At 59.1% G+C, this 22,114-nt stretch carries 19 protein-coding genes and 1 pseudogene; 3 read left to right on the top strand and 17 right to left on the bottom strand.

Annotated elements, in window-relative coordinates:
• Window positions 1-407: 407 nt before the first annotated feature.
• Window positions 408-1,505 carry a helix-turn-helix transcriptional regulator gene (locus tag IVB18_RS50680; protein ID WP_247991990.1) on the top strand — a complete coding sequence of 366 codons (1,098 nt, stop codon included), beginning with the start codon at window positions 408-410 and terminating at the stop codon, window positions 1,503-1,505.
• A gap of 687 nt (window positions 1,506-2,192) precedes the next feature.
• Here the strand turns inward: IVB18_RS50680 and IVB18_RS50675 are convergent.
• Both IVB18_RS50675 and IVB18_RS50670 read right to left on the bottom strand, forming a co-directional pair.
• Window positions 2,193-2,591, bottom strand: coding sequence for a hypothetical protein (locus IVB18_RS50675; protein ID WP_247991989.1), 399 nt, complete (start codon window positions 2,589-2,591; stop codon window positions 2,193-2,195).
• A gap of 123 nt (window positions 2,592-2,714) precedes the next feature.
• Window positions 2,715-3,284 carry an NAD(P)H-dependent oxidoreductase gene (locus IVB18_RS50670; RefSeq protein ID WP_247991988.1) on the bottom strand — a complete coding sequence of 190 codons (570 nt, stop codon included), beginning with the start codon at window positions 3,282-3,284 and terminating at the stop codon, window positions 2,715-2,717.
• Between the two features lie 298 nt (window positions 3,285-3,582).
• On the opposite strand from IVB18_RS50670, the gene IVB18_RS50665 reads away from it, so the two are divergent.
• Window positions 3,583-3,936: a cytochrome b/b6 domain-containing protein gene (locus IVB18_RS50665; RefSeq protein ID WP_247992267.1), complete on the top strand. Its 354-nt coding sequence runs from the start codon at window positions 3,583-3,585 to the stop codon at window positions 3,934-3,936.
• A 425-nt stretch (window positions 3,937-4,361) separates the two neighbouring features.
• Here the strand turns inward: IVB18_RS50665 and IVB18_RS50660 are convergent, their stop codons facing one another.
• The 12 genes and pseudogenes from IVB18_RS50660 to IVB18_RS50605 form a co-directional block, all read right to left on the bottom strand.
• Window positions 4,362-4,850, bottom strand: a complete 489-nt coding sequence (locus IVB18_RS50660) for a GAF domain-containing protein (protein WP_247991987.1) — start codon at window positions 4,848-4,850, stop codon at window positions 4,362-4,364.
• A 525-nt stretch (window positions 4,851-5,375) separates the two neighbouring features.
• Window positions 5,376-6,782: an amidase family protein gene (locus IVB18_RS50655; protein WP_247991986.1), complete on the bottom strand. Its 1,407-nt coding sequence runs from the start codon at window positions 6,780-6,782 to the stop codon at window positions 5,376-5,378.
• A 104-nt stretch (window positions 6,783-6,886) separates the two neighbouring features.
• Window positions 6,887-7,585, bottom strand: coding sequence for a cyclase family protein (locus IVB18_RS50650; protein ID WP_247991985.1), 699 nt, complete (start codon window positions 7,583-7,585; stop codon window positions 6,887-6,889).
• Between the two features lie 2 nt (window positions 7,586-7,587).
• Complete coding sequence (locus IVB18_RS50645; RefSeq protein ID WP_247991984.1) at window positions 7,588-8,346, bottom strand: ABC transporter ATP-binding protein; 759 nt, start codon at window positions 8,344-8,346, stop codon at window positions 7,588-7,590.
• Window positions 8,343-10,136 (bottom strand): branched-chain amino acid ABC transporter ATP-binding protein/permease, encoded by a 1,794-nt coding sequence (locus IVB18_RS50640; RefSeq protein WP_247991983.1) that lies wholly within the window; start codon window positions 10,134-10,136, stop codon window positions 8,343-8,345. The genes IVB18_RS50645 and IVB18_RS50640 overlap by 4 nt, the downstream gene beginning before the upstream one ends.
• Window positions 10,133-11,008 carry a branched-chain amino acid ABC transporter permease gene (locus tag IVB18_RS50635; RefSeq protein WP_247991982.1) on the bottom strand — a complete coding sequence of 292 codons (876 nt, stop codon included), beginning with the start codon at window positions 11,006-11,008 and terminating at the stop codon, window positions 10,133-10,135. Before IVB18_RS50635 ends, IVB18_RS50640 begins: the two co-directional genes overlap by 4 nt.
• Before the next feature lie 181 nt (window positions 11,009-11,189).
• The gene (locus tag IVB18_RS50630; RefSeq protein ID WP_247992266.1) at window positions 11,190-12,383 is read right to left on the bottom strand and encodes an ABC transporter substrate-binding protein; all 1,194 of its coding nucleotides are present in this window, start codon (window positions 12,381-12,383) and stop codon (window positions 11,190-11,192) included.
• Window positions 12,384-12,802: 419 nt separating this feature from the next.
• Window positions 12,803-14,127 (bottom strand): annotated as a pseudogene (locus tag IVB18_RS50625) (amidohydrolase family protein).
• Window positions 14,128-14,328: 201 nt separating this feature from the next.
• A complete protein-coding gene (locus IVB18_RS50620) occupies window positions 14,329-15,417 on the bottom strand; it encodes an ABC transporter ATP-binding protein (protein ID WP_247992257.1) in 1,089 nt (362 codons plus the stop codon).
• Window positions 15,418-15,445: 28 nt separating this feature from the next.
• On the bottom strand, window positions 15,446-16,180 hold the full coding sequence (locus tag IVB18_RS50615; RefSeq protein WP_346732699.1) for an ABC transporter permease: 735 nt from the start codon (window positions 16,178-16,180) through the stop codon (window positions 15,446-15,448).
• A gap of 56 nt (window positions 16,181-16,236) precedes the next feature.
• A complete protein-coding gene (locus IVB18_RS50610) occupies window positions 16,237-17,112 on the bottom strand; it encodes an ABC transporter permease (protein ID WP_247992255.1) in 876 nt (291 codons plus the stop codon).
• Between the two features lie 64 nt (window positions 17,113-17,176).
• Window positions 17,177-18,325 carry a spermidine/putrescine ABC transporter substrate-binding protein gene (locus tag IVB18_RS50605; protein ID WP_247992254.1) on the bottom strand — a complete coding sequence of 383 codons (1,149 nt, stop codon included), beginning with the start codon at window positions 18,323-18,325 and terminating at the stop codon, window positions 17,177-17,179.
• A gap of 265 nt (window positions 18,326-18,590) precedes the next feature.
• On the opposite strand from IVB18_RS50605, the gene IVB18_RS50600 reads away from it, so the two are divergent.
• The gene (locus IVB18_RS50600) at window positions 18,591-19,541 is read left to right on the top strand and encodes a LysR substrate-binding domain-containing protein (RefSeq protein ID WP_247992253.1); all 951 of its coding nucleotides are present in this window, start codon (window positions 18,591-18,593) and stop codon (window positions 19,539-19,541) included.
• A 269-nt stretch (window positions 19,542-19,810) separates the two neighbouring features.
• Here the strand turns inward: IVB18_RS50600 and IVB18_RS50595 are convergent, their stop codons facing one another.
• Genes IVB18_RS50595 through IVB18_RS50585 form a run of 3 tightly spaced genes read right to left on the bottom strand, consistent with a single transcriptional unit; the run spans window position 19,811 to window position 22,112 of the window.
• A complete protein-coding gene (locus tag IVB18_RS50595) occupies window positions 19,811-20,434 on the bottom strand; it encodes an NAD(P)H-dependent oxidoreductase (RefSeq protein ID WP_247992252.1) in 624 nt (207 codons plus the stop codon).
• Window positions 20,435-20,476: 42 nt separating this feature from the next.
• Window positions 20,477-21,295: an SDR family NAD(P)-dependent oxidoreductase gene (locus IVB18_RS50590; protein ID WP_247992251.1), complete on the bottom strand. Its 819-nt coding sequence runs from the start codon at window positions 21,293-21,295 to the stop codon at window positions 20,477-20,479.
• A gap of 13 nt (window positions 21,296-21,308) precedes the next feature.
• Entirely contained in the window at window positions 21,309-22,112 is an 804-nt protein-coding gene (locus tag IVB18_RS50585; protein ID WP_247992250.1) for an SDR family NAD(P)-dependent oxidoreductase, read from the bottom strand.
• Window positions 22,113-22,114: the final 2 nt, after the last annotated feature.

The raw sequence follows: 22,114 nt of genomic DNA, 5'->3' as shown, positions 1-22,114 counted from the left end.
TCAGACAAAACGTGGTGTCCTTGGGGGTTTGCCGTCGCCCTCTTATTGTTTAAAAATCTTGTCTGCCATCGCAGTGATGGCAGGCGCAACTCGCGTCGAGCGCCTAAATTGCTCAAGAACTCCCGCTACGAAGTAGACTAGGCTTGCGTCCAACCGTTCAAGCACGAGAGCGTGCCATTCTCGCATCCGCTACTGTATCGGCTCGGGACGTCGCCCTTGGCCTCCCCCTAAAATCAATGCGAAATGAAAAATAGACCATAGCGTATTAAACCAGCTTTGATTTCCGGCGTCTCGACCCGTTTGGGTTAGACAGCCTATGATTTATCGCTAAACTCGTCCGCAAGTAGCTTTCGGTCTGGCGGGATGCTGACTTCAGTTCCTCGGCCGGGAGTACCGGGGAAATACGGATGCCGGACTGGAATCTTGAGCCTGTTGAGCGGGCTTTCGCCGATGCTGCTCTCGATCCCGCCTCATGGGTGAAGGCTCTGGATACCGCAACTGCTCTCACTGAGAGTTTCGGAGCTATTCTTCTTCCCATCAAAGGCGGCTTGATTCCCAACGTACCCTTCACAGAACGAATGAGTGAGTCGGCCGACACGTATTTTGGGCAACAATGGTATCTGCGGGATGAGCGCAATCGGGGCATCGACATCATGATGCAACGAGGCGTGGCTGACGATCTCGATATTTCAAGCGCTAATCAAATAAAACGCCATCCGTATTACCAGGAGTTTCTGGCCCCACACGGCTTGCGGTGGTTTGCGGGCGTCGGGGTCGCTTGTGGGGACGACTTGTGGTGTCTGTCACTCCAGCGCACGATCGAGCAAGGCCCATTCTCGGAAACGGAAAAAGGCCAACTTGCACTGTTGTCGAGCCGTCTTGCGGGAAGTGCAGCTCTTGCTCGCGCTATGGGGTGCGCCGCAACAAATGGAGCACTTGACGCATTCGAAGTCAGCGGTACCGCCGTGGTGTTGATCAATCGGATGGGCGAAGCCTTCAAGGCTAATCCCTCAGCAGAGCGGCTTCTTACCGGAGACATTCGGATCACGAAAAGGAAATTGGTCGCGAAAGACAGGGGTGCCACCACCGCATTGGAGCGCGCCCTTCATGATTTGCTGTGGCGACGTATTGGCGGCGGTCTCTCACCGCCAGTGCCTCTACCCCGGACTGGCCGAAGACCCCTGTTTGCATACCCAACAAAGCTTGCAAGCATGACTGCAAACGCACTCGCGGATTGCCAGGCCGTCGTTATTCTGATTGATCCAGACGATACCTCCCAGCCGCCACAGGCAGCGCTACGGGCAGCCTTCGGACTGAGCGAGGCCAAGGCCCGCCTCGCGGCGCGACTGGCTTCGGGCGAATCGCTCGAAATGGTTACAGAGCAGTTGGGCATCGCCAAGGAAACCGGCAGAAGCCAACTCAAGAGCATTTTTGCAAAGACCGGCGTGCATCGGCAAGCCGAACTCGTGGCACTGCTCGCTCCGCTATTGGGACGGCGCAAATAGAGGTTTCGCGCACGGGATAAACAATCTCGCTGATGGCTTCAAATTGGGAGTGTTTCCTACAGCATCAAGGCAGATGCACAGGTGTGAGTTCTGCAATCCTCTGCTTTCAGCTGCATAAAAAAGAAGAGTTTTGCAGAGGACAATCTGGCTTCCTATCTCTCGTCGGCATGGGAGAGATCAAAATGGCGAGTAACAGAGAACTGGAATCCGGCCTGAAAGCCGTGATGGAGGACTTTCATCTTCCTGGCGGAGGCCGGAAGAAGCTGTCGCAATTGGTGGCCGGACACTTGGTCTGGTTCGATGCTGCCGAACGGCGTGGCATGGGCTGGCGAGACATGATCAGGGTATTGACCGCCGCCGGGCTGACCGCCAGAGGCGGAAAACCACTGAGCGTCACACTGTCGTCGACGGTCTGGCGCAAGCGCGCTGAGGTGGAACGGGGAATTGACCGTCCCGGCCCCCGGGCAAGGCCTGCCCCACGGCTGCCGATCAAGCCCCGGCCGAAGTCACCGCAAGGAGCGAAACCCTCGCCGGCCGGGCAGCCCCCACGCGGCAAGCGCCCGGCATCCCCGCAGATCAATGATGACCAAGCCGCCGGGACTGTCTTGAAGCCGGCGGCGCCCTCAAGCAGCGGAGCACGCGCACAAACGAACAAGGACGTGCTCGCCTTCATGAAACGAGCCCGGGCTAGACGGCAGCCGTCGGCGTTCGATCCCGCGCTCGTGTTGAGGTTAAACACACCCAGAATCTCGACGGTTTCGGCTGCCGTCGCTCCGCCATGAGCCGCGTCGGGAGTAATTTTGTAGAAATCGGTCGTTCCGACGTGCTGTATTGTCGCGCCAGTGGCCAGGGTGCCATATCCGTAGAAATCCAGATGATCGCCGGCACTCGCTGGATCTGATTGTCCGGCGGCGCCGCAAGCCGTTCGATCGCTTGCGCTTCGATGAGGTCAATCTCGGCCTCGACCTTCGCAATTTCCTGCAGCACCTGAGGCGAGAGATTTGAGCTTCTCTCCTGCGCGTCCGCGCCCATAGTGACGGCGAGTGCCGCCGCCGCGATCGACAAAATCGTGCGGTGTATCTCCATTTCGGATCTTCCTCAAGCCGGCGCCGTATAGCCTGTGCCCCGACATTTTAGGAGTTTGCAACACTACGTGCCAATAGGCGACACGCACATCGCCACCAGGCAGCGGCGTAATGGCCGTCACGTTCAGGCTGCCGCTCGAACAAAGCGCGCAGCCCGGATCTCCTCGAGGAGGTCATCGACGCCCGCCAGCGCAAAGCGCAGCGTGGCTTCGTCGACGAGGCGCCCGTCGCGAACCTTCTCATGCACGCTCCCGATCACGATCTGGGGCCGAAGCACAGGGCGTACCGGAATCGATGCGAGTGTCTCGTTCATCTGCTGCTGTGCACGCACGCCACCAGTGAAGGCGGGCGAGGCCGTGATCGTCAGTACCGGCTTGCCCCTCAGCACCGAACGTCCATAAGGCCGGGAGGCCCAGTCGAGCGAGTTCTTCAGGACGCCGGACATGCCGTGATTGTACTCGGGCGAGACCATGACCACGCCATCCGTTGTCTCGATGGCCGAACGCAGGGCGCGCACCGATTCCGGCGCGTGCTCGCCATCGTCATCCTCGTTGTAGAGCGGCAGCCCGTGCAAGGAAAAAATGTCGAGCCGAGCCTTGGGCGCAAGCGCGTCCTGGAGACCGCGAAGCACAGCGGTGCTGTTGGAAGCCCGGCGCAGGCTACCGGAGAGGCCAAGAAGGCGGGGTTGGGTCATCGGGCGCAGTTCCAGATTGGCTTGGATTTCGCGCCACGACGAACATCACCCAACCTCCGTCAGCTCAACTAAATTCGAGTTTAATGTTCGACTTATGGGCTCTCAGTTCCGACGATTTGCTTAATTCACGATTGCACAATCTTAATGGACGTTGTGGCGCACAGCTCTTGAGGTTTCGAAAGTGCCAAATGGCCTCCAGGCGCGGATGCAATCGGAATTGGATTGAAATGCAAAGGTGCAATAACAGCGGCCGGTATGGGCATTGGCGCTTGCGCCAAATTGGATGACGGCCTTGCTCGTGCTTGCCTCTTGGCTTCTGGGAACCTATGGCGATTTGTTGCTGCGAGGTGCGCTTGGTGAAGTTGGCTCCACAGTTCACATGTGCATGGGGCTGACCGTTCTCATGATTTTGCTACCGCGTCTGGCATGGCGGCTAATCGACCAACAACCCATTCCTGAACAAACGCATCTCGGAGTATGCGAGAAGCGGGCATCGACAATCGCGCATTACGCGCTCTATGTCTTGCTTTTCGCAGTGCCTATTCTCGGCATCCTGACGCAATTTATTCGCGGGCACCCATTGCCGATCTTTGGACTGTTCGAAATCGCTTCCCCTTTATCGGCCGATCAAAGCCTTGCCCGATCCTTGTAGGATGTCCACGAATGGATTGCACATTGCATTCCGATCTTGGCTGCACTGCATGCGAGCGCTGCGATTCTACATCATTAGGTCCTTCGAGATAATACGTTGCGTCGAATGCTTCCGATTTCACGCCAACCGTTACTCTCGGCTAACAGCGACTTTTGGCCCCAACCGGGACATTGGCCCTCTTGATGAGACGCAGTTGCTGAACGAGCTGGTACTTTTTTCCCTTGCTAAACAAGATTTTAATGGTGACGGTTTGGTCGTCTCTTGCCCGAGAAATGTTTGCATAACAAGGAGACAACCATGAAGTCGACGGTAAACGCATCACGCTCTCCGTCCGCGGTCGCTCACGATGAATGGATCAGCTATTCTCACTGGGGCCTGTTTCCGGTGCGGCGGAAATCCTCGAACTCGCGCAGCCAGGCATGACCTCAATTTGGTTTCCCGCGGCAAAACGCGCTTGGTTGTGAAGGCCGGTCGAAATCCGCACTTAGACGGCGCATCCATCTAACGAGGGCAAAACGCCGCAACTTCCCGACCTCCGCCCCGATCGGCTCGAAAAGCAACAATGCGGTTGCTGCGATGTGATTGGCGGCGATCACGGCCAGGGCGACGTTGTGCCGATGGAAAATCGCTTGAGGACCGGAAAAATCGATGATGCCGATAATGCTCCCGTCAATTGGGCTGCGGATTGGGCTGCCAACGCACGTCCATGCCTTGATGCCTTCGCCAAAATGCTCGGCTGCGTGGACCTGAACCGGCTTGCCGGTAACAAGCGCGGTGCCAATGCCGTTTGTGCCGGTTACAGTCTCACCCCACGCGGCGCCGACCTCCAAACGAATATCATGTCCGGAATCGATAGTTCGCCGATCGCCGTCGACGTCGAGCACGATGCCGTTTCTATCGGTGATAACCACCATCGTGGCGGCATCTCCCAGGGCCCGAACTACACGGCGGCAGGTTTCCGCGCTCGAACCAAGCAGATCTTCGTTCTTGAGACGCAGCTTGTAGAGGTCGTCCGGCGAGTTGTGAGATTGCTTCCATAGCAACGCGCATCAACGCCTGACCGAGCGCTGCGCTGCCATGATTTCTCGATAACGCCACGCACCAGCGCGTTGTCACGCTGGATTTCCCCGAACCTTAAAAAGGACTCCCAGGCCTTGTTGGTATCCTTCTCGTCATAAGGCCGATCTCGGACCGCATCCGCGGCCTCCGTGAGGTCGGCCGGAACTTTGTCCCCTTCCAAGGCAAGTGGCGACTTGTCCATGAGTGCTTCCGTCAGCAACGCAGCATGTTCCGTTCGTCAAACCACGAGCGGCAGGTCACTTGGGCAAGATCAAAATTAATCTCACGGGCCATTTCCCTGCAAGCACGACCCGCAGAGCCGAATTCGGTTTAGCGGGATTTCCAAGTTTAAAGTTCCTAATTGCAATTCCGGCAAAGATCTAAATGCCAACCGCCCGCACATTGTATCCGGCGGACTGGGTACGTTCGAATGCAGCTGCGGCGCGTATCACGTCGTCTTCACAACAAGATCTGCCGACGACCTGCAAACCAACCGGCATCCCATCCGGGGCAAGGCCGGCGCAGACCGAAGCGGCGGGCTGACCTGTGAGATTGAACGGATACGTATAGTAGACCCAAGACACAAGATTTCTATCGCTTAGCCCGTCAGGGATGTTTTTTCCCGTGTTCAGCGACGTCACCGGAATGACCGGTGAAATCAGAAGATCGTAGCGCTCGAAGAACTTTCGAATACTCTCACGCAAAGCGTAGCGGGCAAATACCTTGGTATAGTAGTCACGCATATCCTGAGACAGGGCCGGTTCAAGCACATTGGCAACCGCCGGGTCCAGCAATTCGCGCTGGTTCTCCATGAAGGATCGCAACCGAATGCCAACTCCAGCGTAGAATTCCGCCGTCCAAAGGTCGGCGGGGTCGGTCTCAAAAACGCTCTCGACGAGTTCGACGTGGCAACCCAGATCCTCAAATGCACGTGCCGCACGATCGGTGAGCTTCACCACTTCGGGATCCGGCCGCGCGTACCCCAACGTCGTGCTATACGCGATTCTCATACCGGCCACGGATGCGCGCGCAGCGCCTAACACATCGGGCACGGGCCCGGCAATGCTGAACGGGTCCCGGTGGTCCAGACCGGCGACGACTGAGAAGAGCAACGCAGCGTCCTTCACCGATCTGGCGAGGGGGCCGACGTGGGCGAGCGTCGGCGTTGCGGACGTCGGCCAGACAGGCACCCGACCGAATTGTCCTTTTAGCCCTGCCAATCCTGTGAATGCAGCCGGAATACGGATCGATCCTCCCCCATCCGTACCGAGTGCGAAAGGCGTGATACCAGCTGCTACCGACGCCGCCGCTCCTGCACTCGAACCGCCTGGTGTTTTGGTCAGATTCCATGGATTGCGGGTGATGCCTGTGAGCGGACTGTCTCCGACTGGCTTGCACCCGAACTCACTCGTCGTGGTCTTGCCGATCAAAATACCGCCGGCGGCTTTGGCGCGCTCCACTGCGGGTGCATTGACCGTCGCAACATTGGATTGCATCGTGCGCGAGCCGGAGGCGTAACCAACGCCTTTGACCGCCATGAGATCTTTGGCTGAAAACGGAATTCCGTGGATAGCGCCGAGCGGGGCTCCTTTCATAACGGCATCTTCGGCAATCCTTGCCGCGGCGAGAGCTTCTTCCGGCATGAGAAGATAAAACGCGTTGAGCGTCGACTGCGTTGCCTCGGCCTTGGTCAACGCACGCCGGGTGAGTTCGACTGGCGATATTTCCTTGGCCGCAACGCGTAGGCGCATCTCCATCGCGCTCATGGTATCGAATTCGGCCGACATCGGATCACCTCTTTGACCGGGAAGAGAAAATTCCGGACAGCCTTCGTGCAAGACTGGCCGGAACAGCGTTTGAGGCGATCAGCAGCGCTATTAGTGCTCTGACGCTAGTTTACGAGGGCGAAAGCCCGAACAGGTGAACCGGAACCGCCCTTGAACTTGAGCGGCACGCCGAAGAACTGGAATTCACCCTTTCCCAGCAGTTCCTCGAGATTGACCAACCATTCCCAATGGCTGATACCGAGGTCACGGCACAGCCGATGCTGCGCAAAGATGTTGTCGGTGGGCTTATCGGTAGACGGTCCCTCCACGCCGTGCATCTTCGATCCGCGATCGTGGAGCCACTTGGTCGCCTCGACCGTAAGCAGCGGATTTTTCCAGACCGAATCCAATCCCGGATAGTTGCGCTTGTGAAAACCGGTGCATAACAGAACGATGTGGCCATCGACTTTCACGCCGGCCTTCTTCTCTGCGGCTTCCATATCCGCGACGGTGATGTCGCCAAGATCGGGAATGTGCTGCATGTCAAAGCAAATTGCCTTACCCATGAAGGTCTCCAGCGGCATTTCATCGACCGGGGCTCCCTTTGGATTCACATGTCGATAAGCGTCGACATGTGTTCCGACATGGTCGAGCATGGCGATGAAATTGGTCTGGAATGTCATGGGATCGCCGGGGACGCCAAGACTTTGCGCCCTGGTGCTTTCATGGCTCATGTGCAGCGCGACCACGGGCCGCTGGAAGAGCTTGTGAGCCGGCATGTTATCTTCGATAGTTAGGCTGAGATCGATTACGCGTTGAGCCATGGTTACTCCTGTGGCTTCGGGGTTGAAGTAGTTGTTTTCGTCTTGCCGAGAAACGCTTCCATTACCTCAGCGTCGCGAGACAGCATCGAGCTCGGTCCCTCACGCGCAATTCGTCCGTTGGCGATGACGAACCCGTAATCGGCGATCGCCAGCGCATAGGACGCAAGCTGCTCAACGAGCAGAATGGTAAGGCCCTCCTTGTTGAGAGTGGCCAGCGCCCCGATTAATTGATCGACGATCTTCGGCGCCAGTCCAAGCGAGAGCTCGTCAACGATGAGCAACTCCGGCTGAGCCATCAGTCCGCGTGCAATGGCGAGCATCTGCTGCTCGCCGCCCGACATGCTGCCCGCCTGTTGATGCAGGCGCTCCTTAAGGCGCGGAAACAAGACGAGAATTTTTTCGAGCGCAGATTGGGACGCCTGATGCTTAAGGCCGCCATGCACGTAAGCGCCAAGGATCAGATTGTCTTCGACCGTCTGATCCGGAAACAATAGACGTCCCTCGGGCACCATGACCAGCCCGCGCGACACCTTCCGATCGGCGCTCAGGCGCGTCGTGTCTTCGCCGCGAAAATAGACCTGTCCGCCTGAAGGGGGCACAAGACCGGTAGCGCCGCGCACCATCGAGGACTTGCCGGCGCCATTGTTGCCGATGACGGCAACAAGTTGCCCGCGTTTGACGCTCAGCGAGATGTCCCGCACCGCAATCGCAGCGCCGTAGCGCAGTTCGAGATTGCGGATATCGAGTAGGATTTCACTCATGCGGCGGACTCCGCCGCCTCGGCGCGCTCCAGCGAAGTTCCGAAATAAGCCTCGATAACGCGCGGATCGTTCTGGATCGCCGCAGGTTTATCGCTGGCAATCACCTGGCCGTAATCTAGCACCGTGACCGTGTCCGCCAGCGCCATGATCAGATCGACATGGTGCTCGATCAGCAGCACGGAGATGCCGAGCCCTGCGATCTGGCGAACCATGGCTTCGAGATCGTCGATTTCCAGGGTGGTCAGCCCGGCCGCCGGCTCATCGAGCAACAGAAGGCGCGGCTTTCCCGCCAGCGCGCGTGCAATTTCGAGACGGCGTTGCAGACCGAAGGGGAGAAAACGCGCGGCCTCGTTGGCATATTGGGAAAGACCGACGAAGCCGAGCAGACCGATCGCGACCCGACGGCATTCGAATTCCTCGCGCAGCATGCGCGGGGTTCGCAGCAGAGCGTGAAAGAGGCCATAGGACAGGCGCTGGTCATAGCCGGCCATGACGTTTTCAAGCACGCTCAGCTCGCCGAACAGTTCGGTGTTCTGAAACGTGCGCGCGAGCCCAAGCCGCGCGATCTCAAGCGAACGCCGACCTGTAAGTTCGACGCCGTCGATTTCGCAACGGCCTTCATCCGGCTGATAAAAACCCGAAATGGCGTTGACGAAAGTGGACTTGCCGGCGCCGTTCGGACCGATCAAGGCGTGGATCTCGCCGCCCTTCACGCGCAATGAGACATTCGACAGGGCGCTCAACCCGCCGAAGCGCACGGTGAGAGCATTGGCGACCAGCTCGGCCGTCATTTCCTTGTCATGGCGCAGCGTCGTCTCGACCGGCAGGCCTTCGGCAACGTCCGGGACCGGGTCAGGAGGCCGCAACCGATCGAATGCCAGCCGCAGGGTGCCGAGCACGCCGCGCGGCAGCACGAACATAACCAGCAGCAGCAGCGCACCATAGGCAAACTTTTGCCAGAGCTGAAATTGCTGCAGATATTCCGGCAGGTAGGTCAAGATATAGGCGCCGACGACGGGCCCGAAGGTCGATCCGGCGCCTCCCAGGATCACCATCAGCAAAAACCGCACGCTATCGGAGAACGTGAAGATGTCCGGCGATATGTAGGAATTCAGAAAAGCGAAAAAGGTGCCCGCGATGCCGGCGGTGACGGACGCCACCACGAAGGCCAGTGTTCGCATGGCGGTAGGGTTGATGCCGAGCGCGCGCGACGCAGTCTCGCTTTGCGAGACCGCGAGCATCGCCCGGCCGTAACGCGATATTTTCAGATTGTGGATGAGCAGTGTGAGAATAAACAGGGTGACCGCCAGCACGCCGTAAAAGGCATAGCCCGAGAGCCTGATGCCCAACACATTCGGCCGCGGAATTGAACTGAGACCGGTGGTGCCGCCGGTCAGCGATTGCCATTCGATGGCGACGTTCTCGACGATGATGCCGAAAGCGATCGTGACGACGGCGAGATACACGCCTTTGACCCGCACCGTCGGATAGGCCAGCAACACGCCGAACACACCGGATACGATGGCTGCGCCGATACAGCATGCGACGATGTCAAAGCCGAGCCGCGTGGCGAGGATCGCTCCTGCATAAGATCCCAGTGCGAACAGGCCCGCCTGCCCGAGCGAAACCAGCCCCGTCAAACCCACCAGGGCATTCAGACCTACGGCAATCATGCCGTAGATCAGAAACAGCATGAAAAGCCGCAGCGTATATTCGTTGCTGGCCGTCAGCGGAACGGCGACAAGGATGAGAGCAAAGACCAGAAAGCCGACAGGAACGAGGTATCTCATACCTTGACGACCTCGCGGTGGCCGAACAGGCCCTGTGGAAACACCAACAGCGCCAGGATCATGACACCGAAGCCGACGATTTCGCGGGAGGCCGTCGAGATATAGCCTTCGACGAATTTCTCCATGATTCCGAAGCCGAGCCCGACGATGACGACCCCGGGTGCACTGGTGATGCCACCGATGATCGCAACCGCGAACCCCTTGAGGCCCAAAAGCGCACCCATGCTCGCGGAAACCTGGATCACCGGCGCTACCAGCACGCCGGCAGCCGCACCGAACAGCGACGCCAGGCCGTAGGAAAAGGCGACAACGCGATTGACGTTGATACCCATCAGAGCCGCGGCTCGCTTATCATGGGCAACCGCCCGCATGGCGCGGCCGATCAGCGTATGCTGCTGCATGCGCTTCAGGCCGATCATGACCAAGATCGCCACAACGGGGATGGCGAGTTCCTGCGGATAGACGCCGGCTCCGAAGATGTGGACGGCGCTCTGCACGCCGGGCGATGGCAGGGGCCGCGAAAAGCCCCCAAATTGCAGCGTCGCCAATGCCTCGATCATCACGCCAACCGCGATCGTGGTTAGCATCCAGCCGATCGAGGTTGCCGTCGCTGCGAATGGCCGGATCGCAAAGCGCTCAAGCAACACCCCGAAGACTCCACCTGCGATTATCCCTAACAGACAAGCGACCGGTAGCGGCATTCCCGCATCCACGCCAAGCACGGCGAGAACGGCGCCGAGCATCAAAGTGTCGCCATGCGCAAAATTCACCGCCTTGGCAGCCGACCACATGATGTGAAACCCCAGCGCTACCAGCGCGTAGATGCCGCCGATGGCAAGGCCCGACAGGATGTATTGAATTGGCGCTGTCACGTTCTCAGTCCGTCACTCGAAAAATCAAGAATCAGGATAATGTCGGCCGACGGTCTATCCCACGGCGCGAAACGCGCGTCCGGAGTTCGGCGTGCTGGCCGGGCAACGCGAGCGCCTGATCGGCGCTGCGCCGTACTTGATGACGGCCGAATTCACCCCCGTCACCCCGGACTAAAGCGTGTTAGTTGGTTTTGCCGTACGTGGTCTGGTCTAGCGGCAGCAGCTTGCTGTCGGTCCAGACCGTCAGCTTGTAATATTTGGGCAGGATAGCGTCCTGACGTTCCGGATCGGAAGCATCGAAGGCTGGCTTATAATCGGCTACCAGACCCTCGTAATTTACGCTGTAAAGGGCCTCGCGGACTTTCTTCCAATCGTAGGAGCCAGCCTTTTCGATGGCCTTCGCGGTGATATAAACAGCGTCATAAGAATTGGCGACACCCGATCCCATTTTGATATCTGACGGCTCCTTCAGGCCGTATTTGGCCTTGAGCTTGTCCCACAGCGCCTGCTTCTTCGGATCCATGGCACCCATGAACGTATAGGTCTGGATCACCTGCATGCCGTTGGCGAGCGGTCCGGCCAACTCACCGAGGTTGCCGGCGATCCCCCATGCGCCGATGATCGGCGGCTTCCAGCCGACCTTGTCCATCGATCGCAGGATCTGATTGCCTTCGCGATCCAGTGCCCACAACAACACCAGGTCGGCGCCGGCGTCACGAGCGCGGATGATCTGAGGCGTCATGTCTTGATCGCCCCAGTTGAATGTCTCCGCAGCGACGAGATCCTTGGCCGCCTTGGCCATCGCGTCTTTCACGTCGGGCAACGCTCCATTGCCCCAACCGGTGTTCTCATACAGAAAGGCGACCTTTCCGGATTTTGAAGACTTCAGCGCTTGATCCACGAGGAACCGGGCGACCCATTTGTCCTTCGCAGATACGCGGAACATGAAGTTCGGATTGTGGCCGTTTTCGATGGCCTTGGTGTTGGCAGCTAACACGCCGACATAGGGAATGCCGATCTCGTTCACAGGGTCGGCCTGTGCGACCGCGACCGTGGAATGATAGCCACCGAGAAGGGCAACGCATTTGTCGGAGAGAGCAATCCGGCGCGTATTGTCCACGCCGCGCGGAGGAGCTCCGGCATCGTCATATTGGACGAAGCGAAGCGGCTTGCCGAGCACGCCGCCCTTGGCATTAATTTCGTCGATAGCGATCTCCGCGCCCATCTTGATCGCCTGACCGCCAAACGCGGCGGGACCAGTGATTGCTGATGAATTGCCAATGCAAGGCTCCTGCTGAGCGTAGGCAGCCGTCGAACACAATCCAAGCAATGCTCCAGCAACGATTCCGCTGCGGAACGTATTCTGCGAAAACATATTGAATCTCCCGCTTCTTCGGTGGCCAGTACTCGCCTTTCCGGCGTGTCCCTGCCACCGAGCTAACGGCAAACGAATTCGTGAAACAAAGACCAAATTCCAATGAACGATATAGGCAAAACCTATTGTGTCTGGCATGCTCGCATTTGATGCAGAGCATAAATGAATTATCTATCTGATATTAATTCGTTATTTTTAGATCATAGGCAATAGTTTTTGCAAATGCATATTTTGAAAGCAGATAGCAGCGTGCATCGCTTGGCCCAACTGTTCAGATCCGGAACAGCGCCGCATGGATCTGGCTCAGCTCAAGACGGCGTGCACTGACAGCGGCAATTTCGCACGTGCTGATTGTTCAGCGTTGCGCAGCCTTGGCTCAGCCAGCCGCCAAACGTTATGTCTCGTCGAAGCGACGGGGCTCACCCGGCGTCGGACGCCCAGCGCGTAAAGCCGAGATCGGTGCCATAGCAGCGGCGGATGATGTCCCCGAAGGCAGCCTCGAACGGCCGGTTCGCGGCTTCAACGCCGCGGGTATACGCTTGGAATTCCGGCATCAGAGCGCGCAACTCACCGAGGAGCGCGTTTTCATCCACCTTGGTCAGCCGGCCGCCCTGCACTACAACCTCGCCATCGACCATCACGGTCTCGATGGACGATCCGTTCTCGCAATACACGAGGTGGTTGCGGATATCGTTGAGCGGAGCGAAGTTCACCGTGTGCATGTCGAGGATGAGCAGGTCGGCCTTCTTGCCCACCTCTAGCGAGCCGATCTCCTTCTCGATGAGGGCCGAGCGCGCGCCGCCGAGCGTGCAGGCGTGGAGCACCTCGGACGCAGTCAGCCAGCGCGACCATTCCGGGTTGTTGATCTTCTGAGCCAGCCCGGCCGCCTTCATGACATCGAACATGCGCGGCGTGTCGTTCGAGCAGATGCCGTCCGAGCCGAGCGCCACATTAACGCCGGCCTCGAGCAGCCTGCGGATGGGCGCGATGCCCGCGCCGAGTTTCTGGTTCGAGATGGTGTTGTGTACGATCGAGACCCCAGCCGCGCCCATCAGCGCAATATCGTCCGCGCTGACCCAGATCGAATGGGCGATCGTGGTCCAGGGGTTCAGCAGGCCAAGCTCATGCATGTAGCGCATCAGCGATTTGCCATAAAGTGCCGGTCCGGTGACGCCCTGCACCTTGGTCTCCACGATATGCGTGTGGAACGGAACCCCCATTGCTTGGCGAGATCATTGGCCGCCAGCATGAGTTCGGGGGAGCAGCGCTGTGGTGCCGAGGGGGCGAGCATGAAGCGCAGGCGGCCCGAGCGGCCATGATAGCGATCATGCGCCTGTTTGACGAAACCCACATACTCGTCGACGGTTGGCGGCGACAGCTTGTTGACCTCGTCCTGCAGATGTTGCGGCACCATTTCGCGGGTGAACGGGATCGTGTCGAGAAAGTTCTTGTCGACCACATGGGCCGAGACGGTGGCCCGGATACCAATGTCGTCATAGGCTTGGAAGGCCGCGCCCAAGAGCTCCATCTCGGCCTTCGGGCTCTCATAGAGGTCATCCGCCAAACAGGTCACACCGGTCTTCAGCGACTCGATCGCGACCAGCATGCTGCGCAGATAGACGAGCCGCTCGGGCAGCCGCTTGGCCGCGAGGATCGGATACGAGTACAGCATCCAAACTTCGAGCGGCATGTTGTCGTAGCGGCCCTTGAACAGCGCCTCGTTGGAATGGAGATGCGCGTTCATGAGGCCGGGCATGACCAGCTTTCCGGCGCCGTTGATCACCGTCGCACCAGCGGGCGCCTGGACGGCCGTGCCGATCCCCGCGACTCGATCGCCCTCGATCAGAATGTCGCCCGTGAACGGCTCAGCGCCATGCTGTCTTCCCATGGCGAGGATCGTGGCACCCTTGATGAACGTGGTCATGCTGGTCTCCGGTTTGCGGATTCAAGAATCGAGAAAGTAGCCGTCGCGCGGCGACCAGTGCGCCAGCACCTCATCGCCGACGGCAAGCGGCGCGGCTTCGAGCTCGCGCAGGCTGGTCTGCGCCTGCAGCACAAAGCCATTGGCAGCGTCCAGGAAGACCATGACAGTCGAGCCGATGAATTCCAGCGTCGCGACCCGCGCCGCGATGGTATTGGCGGACTCCGGCGGCCGGGATCGAGTAATTGCGATCCGGTCGACCGCCACCACCAGGGTGGTGGATTGGCCCACTGAGACCGTAATTGATTGTTGCGGCTCAGCCGCGATCAGGCCGGCGCCGGTCTCGATCACGACTTGGCCGCCCTCGACCGACCGCACCGCCCCCAACAGGATGTTGTTGCCGCCGATGAATTCCGCCACGAACCGGTTGCCGGCCCGCCGGTAGATATCGCGCGGCGTTCCGACCTGCTGCACCCGGCCCTCGTTCATGATGACCACACGGTCCGCCATGGCGAAGGCCTCGGAATGGCTGTGGGTCACGCAGATGAAAGTGATGCCGAGCTCCCGGTGCAATCGCACCAATTCGGCCTGCATCTTAACCTTGAGATGGGGGTCGAGCGCGCTCAATGGCTCGTCGAGCAAAAGAACCTCTGGTTCGGTGGCCAGTGCCCGCGCCAGGGCCACGCGTTGGCGTTGGCCTCCGGACAATTGGGCGGGCGAGCGATCCGCCAGCTGTGTGATTCCCATGCGGCCCATCCAGTCGTCCGCCTTGGCGCGCCGCACTGCGGCCGGCGCCCCGCGCTGCTTGAGCCCGAACTCAACGTTCCGGCGGACCGACAGGAAGGGAAACAGCGCATAGCTCTGCCACACCAGCGGCGTGTCGCGCGCCCATGGCGGATCGTCGATCAGACTGCGGCCCCACATGCGGATGTCACCCGCGCTTGGGCGATCCAGTCCGGCGATCATGCGCAGCGTGGTGGTCTTGCCGCAGCCGGACGGGCCCATGAGGGCGACGAACTCGCCTTTGTCGATGGTCAACGACACGTCCGCGACCGCGACGTGGTCATCGAAGCGCTTGGCCACGTCCAGGAGCTCGAACATGGTCACGGCCATAGCGGCGGATCCTCGAAACAGCCCGACATCAGACCTTCCGTCTCGTCAGAATTTGCGCGAGCACGACCAGGATCGCGCTGACCGCGAACACCAGGGAGCCGACCGCGTTGATGCGCGGGCTTACCTGTCCCTGCAGCATCGCCAGCACGCGCACTGGCAGCGTCTCGTTAAGCCCGGACACGAACCAGGCGATCATGTACTCGTCGAACGAGACCGCGGCCGTAATGAAGAGGGAGGCCAGGATGGAAGGCAGCGCGAACGGGATCACGATCTCGCGCAAGCTCGTCCAGGCGGTCGCGCCAAGATTCCAGGCAGCCGGCTCGAGGTCACGGTCAAGATCGGCGAGCCGCATCCGCACCAGCGCCATAGCGAAAGGCGAGCAGAGCACCACGTGACCCGCCACCACGCCTGCCAAGGTGCCGGACAGTCCTATCCTTCCCTCGAACGTCAGCATGGCGACACCCAGGATGACGACCGGGACCGTTGGTGGAAGCGAGGCGAGCGCCATGTAGGCCGGCTTGCCGAAAAAGCGAAATCGGTAATCCACATAGGCCGCCGCGAAACCAAGCACGGTCGCGATAGCGGCGGTCGCCGCCGCCACGATCAGGCTATTCACCAGGCTGCGGCGCACGCTGTCATCGCTAAGAACGGCGGCGTACCAAGCCAGGCTGAACCCGCCCCAAGGCAGGCTGGGGAAGCGATCGGCGTTGAACGAAAAAACGACCGTGGACACGATCGGAGCGAACACAAACAGAAACACCAGCGCAGTCCAGCCGCCGAGCGCGGTCGCGCGCGTCCTCTCGCGAAGGTCATGAGCCTTCAAGACGCCCTCCTCCCACCATAGGCAATACGCATGAGGACGCCGAGCACCACCATCAGGGTGACGATCATGGAGACGGCAACCACCGAGGCCCGCGGCCAGTTGTTGCCGGATTTCACCTGATCGGCGATCAGGATGCTGAGCGTCGGCGGCCTCGAACCGCCCAGCAGCTGCGGTGAGATGTAATCGCCAAAGCACAGCACGAAGGCGAAGGCCGCCGCCAACACCAGGCCGACGCGAGCCGAAGGGAGGATCACGGTGAGGATCGTGCGGAAGCGGCCGCAGCGCAAATTATGGGAGGCCTCGATCAGAGTCTTATCAATACCACCGAGCGCCAGCGTCTGGAGCAGCACCACGAGCGGCAACGTCAGGGTGAGAAATCCGATCATCGTCCCGGCCGAGGTGTTGAGCACATGGACAGGCCCCCATCCGAAGGGTTCGATCAGATGGTTGATAATGCCAGGCGGGCTAAAGAACACCTGCATGGAGTAGATGCGAACCGGGAAGCTGGTGAAGAACGGGACGATCAACGCGAAGATGAGCAGGCGGCGGGTGGCGGCCTTGGCCCGGAATACGATCGCGTAGGCGGTCGGAAAGGCAATCAGGCTGCATAGCACGGCAGCCAGGAGCGACAGCGTCAAAGTGTGGACGAAGGCCTTGGCGAAGAAGTCCGCCTTGAAGATCGTCACCCAGTTCGCAAACGTGAAATCTGGCTGCAGCCGGAAATTGCGCACTGACCAGAAACTCATGGCGAGCAGGAAGCCGAGCGGCACGACGAAGAACAGGAGTTGCCAAACCAAAGGCGGCGCGCCGAGCACGACAGCGAAGCGACGCACCGCCGCCTTCGATCGCTCGGATATGGCTTGGTCGGTCATCGGGCACCCGCAGTAGCGTGGAGTACGACGTAGAGCCGCAAACGCCGGGTTCGGAGCAGTTCGATCACATCGCCTTGAATTCAGACCAGGCGTCGTTCCAGGCCTCGATGCTTTGCTTCACGGGCGTTTGCCGGATGAAAATCTTGCCGTCTTTATACTCGTCCATGACATTGCGCTTGTCGAAGGTGTGACGGAGCTTAACGGCGTCAGTGGGAGCTTCCTTGTTCATCTGCTCCCATCCCTTCTTGTTAGGGATGGATGCCCAGTAGGCCGGCAGGCGCGCCGAGCGGAACTGGCCCTCGGGCGAACTCGCATATTGGATGAAAGCCTTCGCCAAATCCTTCTTGGTCGAACTCGACACGACCGACATCGACTCGGTCCACTGGATACCGCCCTCCTCTGGCACCACTGCCTCAACCGGAACGCCGTTCTTCTGCAGCAGCAGAACGACCCAGTCTCCGATGCCGGGAATGACGGCCGCCGAGCCATTTGTTAGCATCGCGAACTGATCGGCCATGCTGTAAAATCCGCTTTCCTGCGGCTTCAACGAGAACAATGTCTTCTTGAGCTTACCGAAGGCGGGATCAGTGATGTCGAAGGGCGGCTTGTTGCCGTCGTGGAGACTGAGGCAGCCCATAGTGGGCAGGTACCAGTCGAAGAAGCCAACCTTGCCTTTCGCTTTGGGATTCCAGAGCGCCTTGTAGGACTTGACGTCGTCGGCCGTCAGCGCGTCGCTCCGGTAGGCCATGCCGAGATAGCCAAACCGGATCATCACCGAATAGAGCTTGTCACCGGCCCAATGCAGCGGGAAATGCTGAAACTCGGGCCAATAATCGGCAAGTGGGAAGTCCGCCGGGTTCAAGGCGTCGATCAGGCTGCCTTCCTGCAGCATGTGGATATATTCGGCGTCGGCCAGGACCACGTCAAACGTGCCGGGCGGAGACTGGTTCATCAGCGCGAGCATCGGCTCTCCGCCGACATACTCCTTGGCCACGACCTTGACGCCGTATTTGTCCTCGAACGGCTTCACGAAGGCGGGGTCACCGTGACCGGGCCAGGACAGGAGATTGAGCACCCTGTCGTCCGCATACGCAGTGCCCGTCCCGGCGACGCCGGTGGCGACCGCCGCGGCAACGGCACCAGCACCTTTCACGAAATTGCGTCGGGTCGTGCGAAGAAGCCCTCGCGGATCAGCAACTTTGAATTCGGTCATCGTTATGTTTCCCCATCCATCTCCGCCGGCGAGCTAACGGCAAAGGAATTCGTGGAACAAAGACCAAATTCCAATGAAAGGCATAGGCAAAACCTATTGCGTTTAGAATGCTCGCATTAGATGCAGATGATCTTGGCGTAACTACCGGATTTTTAAGTCTTATTTTTTAGTCTAGGCAATAGTTTTTACAAATGCACATTTTGAAAGCAGATTGACAGAAGCCGCTGCCCAGACACACAAATGTATCGATCAGGAACGAACGCCAATGGATCTGCGTCAGCTCAAGTACTTCGTACAGATCGCGGAAAGTGGAAATTTCTCGCGCGCCGCTGAAGTGCTTCGCATTGCGCAGCCTTCGCTCAGTCAGCAAATCAAAAGCCTTGAGGAAGAACTCGGCGTCAAACTTCTGGTACGCCACGCAAGAGGCGTGACCGCAACCGAACACGGACAGCAGCTATTCGACCACGCCCGCCGGATCCTTCAAGAACTCGACCACGCCAAGGATAGCATGCGTTCGCAGACATCCGATCCATCAGGTCGGGTGTCGGTCGGGCTGCCGACATCTGCCTGCCGCGGATTGTCGCTGCCTCTGTTTCGGGTGATGGCCGAGCGCCTGCCAAACGTGACGCTGCATCTCGTCGAAGCAATGACGGGATATCTTGACGAATTCATACAAGCGGGTCGTCTCGATGTGGCGCTTCTCTACGATCACAAGGCTTTCGAGCACGTCGCGTGGACTGAGATGATGACGGAAGACTTGATGCTATTCGTGCCCAAGAACAGCTTGATAGCTAAACGGAAATCCGTGCCCTTCAAGAAAGTGTTTGATTTCCCCATCGTCCTCCCGGGGCGTCCGAACGTGCTTCGAACCGTGATAGAACAACTGGCCGCCCGTCATGACATAACGCCTGCGGTCAAGGACTGCGACAGTCTGCCTGCCATCGCCAAGTTGATCTGTAGTTCTAATTACATGGCGATCATGCCGCACTTTGCGTTTGTCGATGAGATGGCGCGTGGCGAGATGGCGGCGATCCCGATCGTAGATCCGGTACCATCATGGACGCTCGCAGTTGTGGTTTCTCAACGAACCATGAATATGCGTGGTAGCGAAGCCGTGGCCCACGTGTTAGCGGATCTAATCGCAGACTTGGTAGAGCAAGGTACTTGGCGCGCAAAGCTCCGAGGTGAGAAGTTTAGCAGGGAGACGATGGCCTGACGGACTCTTGCGGAACTCGGTAGAGAACTTTGGGAAAAGGGCGATGGTAATCGTGCGCCATTCGGGACCAAACCGCGGACTCTTATGTTGTTGGATTGTGTTGTAACACTAAGAGCGCTAATCTCCCACCACCGCGTTCAAAGCCGTGTCCACCGGGTCTGGTGCCCTTGGCACGCGCTCAGTGCATCCTTTCTTGAGCCCGCCATCAACTATCGGTCGTCTGAACACGATTCAGAACCTCCCGCTTAAGTTCCTTGGTGCCTAGAACATCACGAGCAATATCTATCGCTCGATATCTCGGGAGATTTTGGGCCGGCAAGGTTGAGCTGAGCCTCACAACTTTGTCGCTTCGCATAGAGCAGCACCTGTTGGGACAGAGTCCTTAGCTGCACATCGACTTTTTCGGACAGGCATTGTCCCGCTGCATCGAATGTTTCTCCAACAGTGACGATCGCCGCTCCCAATGGGGTTGGCCATCCTCTTAGAGCATGGACGACCGAACGAAGTGCCAGCAGCGTCGAGACGGCACCTTGCTCGCCTGCGGCGGTCACAACACAACCGACGGCTCGTCCTTCCAAATAGGGCCTTGTGTCCGATCTGAGTTCCTCGACGTAGTCGAGCGCGTTTTTGACAAGGCCTGAAATCCCGCCGTGATAGCCTGGCGTCCCTACGATCACTCCGTCGGCGCGACGAAGTTCGGCTACGATATTTTGCGCTCCAACGGCGAGTTTGGCGCCCGGTGTGTATGGCGGCAGGTCGAGATCGGCGCCGCTGACCAGGTGCGTTTCTCCCCCCATTAATGCCACTTCACGGAGACAAAGCGCGAGCGCCTTCTGGGTCGACGAGCCCGACCGTGTAGTGCCTCCCAGAGCCACGATGTATGGTTTTTTCATAGCGTCACCTCACATACCGAACCACGCTTGATCTTGATGGCCTCAAGAGCCCCTCCCAAGCGAAGCTCCGCCATCGATGGGAATCTCGACGCCGGTTACGAAACTTGCGGCTCTGGACGCGAGAAATAGGGCGAGCCCTTGGACATCTCGAGGTTCGGCGACCCGCCCCAATGGAATTCCTCTGCTGACAGCTGCAGCGACTTCCGCGGACCTTAATCGACCACCGCCGATGTTGGTGGCGAAAGCCCCTGGCGCGATGGCATTTACCGTGATGTTAAACTCAGCGAGCTCCAGAGCGGCCTGCCTGACCAAATGAGCCGCACCCGCCTTTGCCGGCATGTATGGTGTGCCAATCCAGCCTTGGTTACGGAACGAAGCAATCGACGTGGTGACGATAATGCGCCCCTTACGACGTGGCTTCATATGTCGGGCGGCAGCTTGAATTGTCACAAACACTCCACTTAAGTTCACCGCGATAACATCGTCCCAATGGTTGTCAGTGATCGCTTCAAATGCGCCTCCCGGATAGCGGGCCCCCTCAACGCCAACAAAGCCTGGGCCTGCACCAATGCCAGCGTTGGCGAATACAGTGTCGAGGGCTCCGTAGTGAGCGACCGCCTCATCAAATGCCTGCCTCAAGGCCTCGCGATCACGTACATCGGCCGCCCTTACGAAGACTTCGGCGCCATTCTGCGTAAGACGGTCGGAAGCGACGGCGAGCGACGCCTTGTCGATATCAAAAAGTACCAGTCTCGCTTGATTGGCCGCCAAGACCTCCGCTATAGCTAGGCCAATTCCACTCGCGGCGCCGGTAATGGCGACGATATTGTCCTTTACGTCAAATAACTGTTCGGCTTTCATCGCGAAGCTTTCATCATGCCGCCGTTAGACCGCCATCGACGACCAATTCGGCTCCCACCATGTACGAAGAGTCGTCTCCGGCCAGAAATCTGACCACGCTTGCTATTTCGTCCGGCCTGCCAATACGACCGATTGGGTATTGCTGAAGGATCCGCGAACGAGCCGCTTCGAGGCTCTCTTCTGAGCCGGGCTTAAGTTGGCTCTCAAACAGGGGCTTCGTTAGTGGCGTATCGATCAGGCCCGGATAGACAGAGTTCACTCGTATCCGATAGCCGCGGCGTGCGAAATCGACCGCAATAGCCTTTGTGAATAATCGCAAGCCGCCCTTGCCCGCCGAATAAGCAGGCATGCCGGGCGATCCCTTCAGCGCAGAGACAGACGCAATGTTGATGATGGCGCCCCCAGAGGCGGACTCGCTTGCAGTCTGACGCATAACGTCGAATGCCTCCTTGATGCCCAGGAACGCGCCGTTCAGATTCACATCGATGTCGTGCTTCCAATCCTCGGCTGAGAGGGCTTCGAACGGCTTGATTCTTGCGCCGCCGGCGTTGTTCACGAGAATGTTCAATCCGCCGGCGATCCGCGTCGTCTCAGCAATGGCCGCTCTCCATTGATCGCGGTCCGTGATATCGAGTCCGATCCCGACCGCGCGACCGCCATCGGATACGATGCCGCGCGCTACACGATCCGCCTTCTCACCATCGAGGTCGGCAACCACGACCAGTGCGCCGTCCACCGAAAGGCGTCGACAGATTGCCGAGCCGATTCCGCCGGCACCGCCTGTCACCAACGCTGTTTGTCCTTGGAGTGAGGTCATGT

Source organism: Bradyrhizobium sp. 186, from assembly GCF_023101685.1.
Lineage (GTDB): Bacteria > Pseudomonadota > Alphaproteobacteria > Rhizobiales > Xanthobacteraceae > Bradyrhizobium.
Note: the sequence above shows the minus strand (reverse complement) of the source record. Positions and strands in the feature narration are given on the sequence as shown.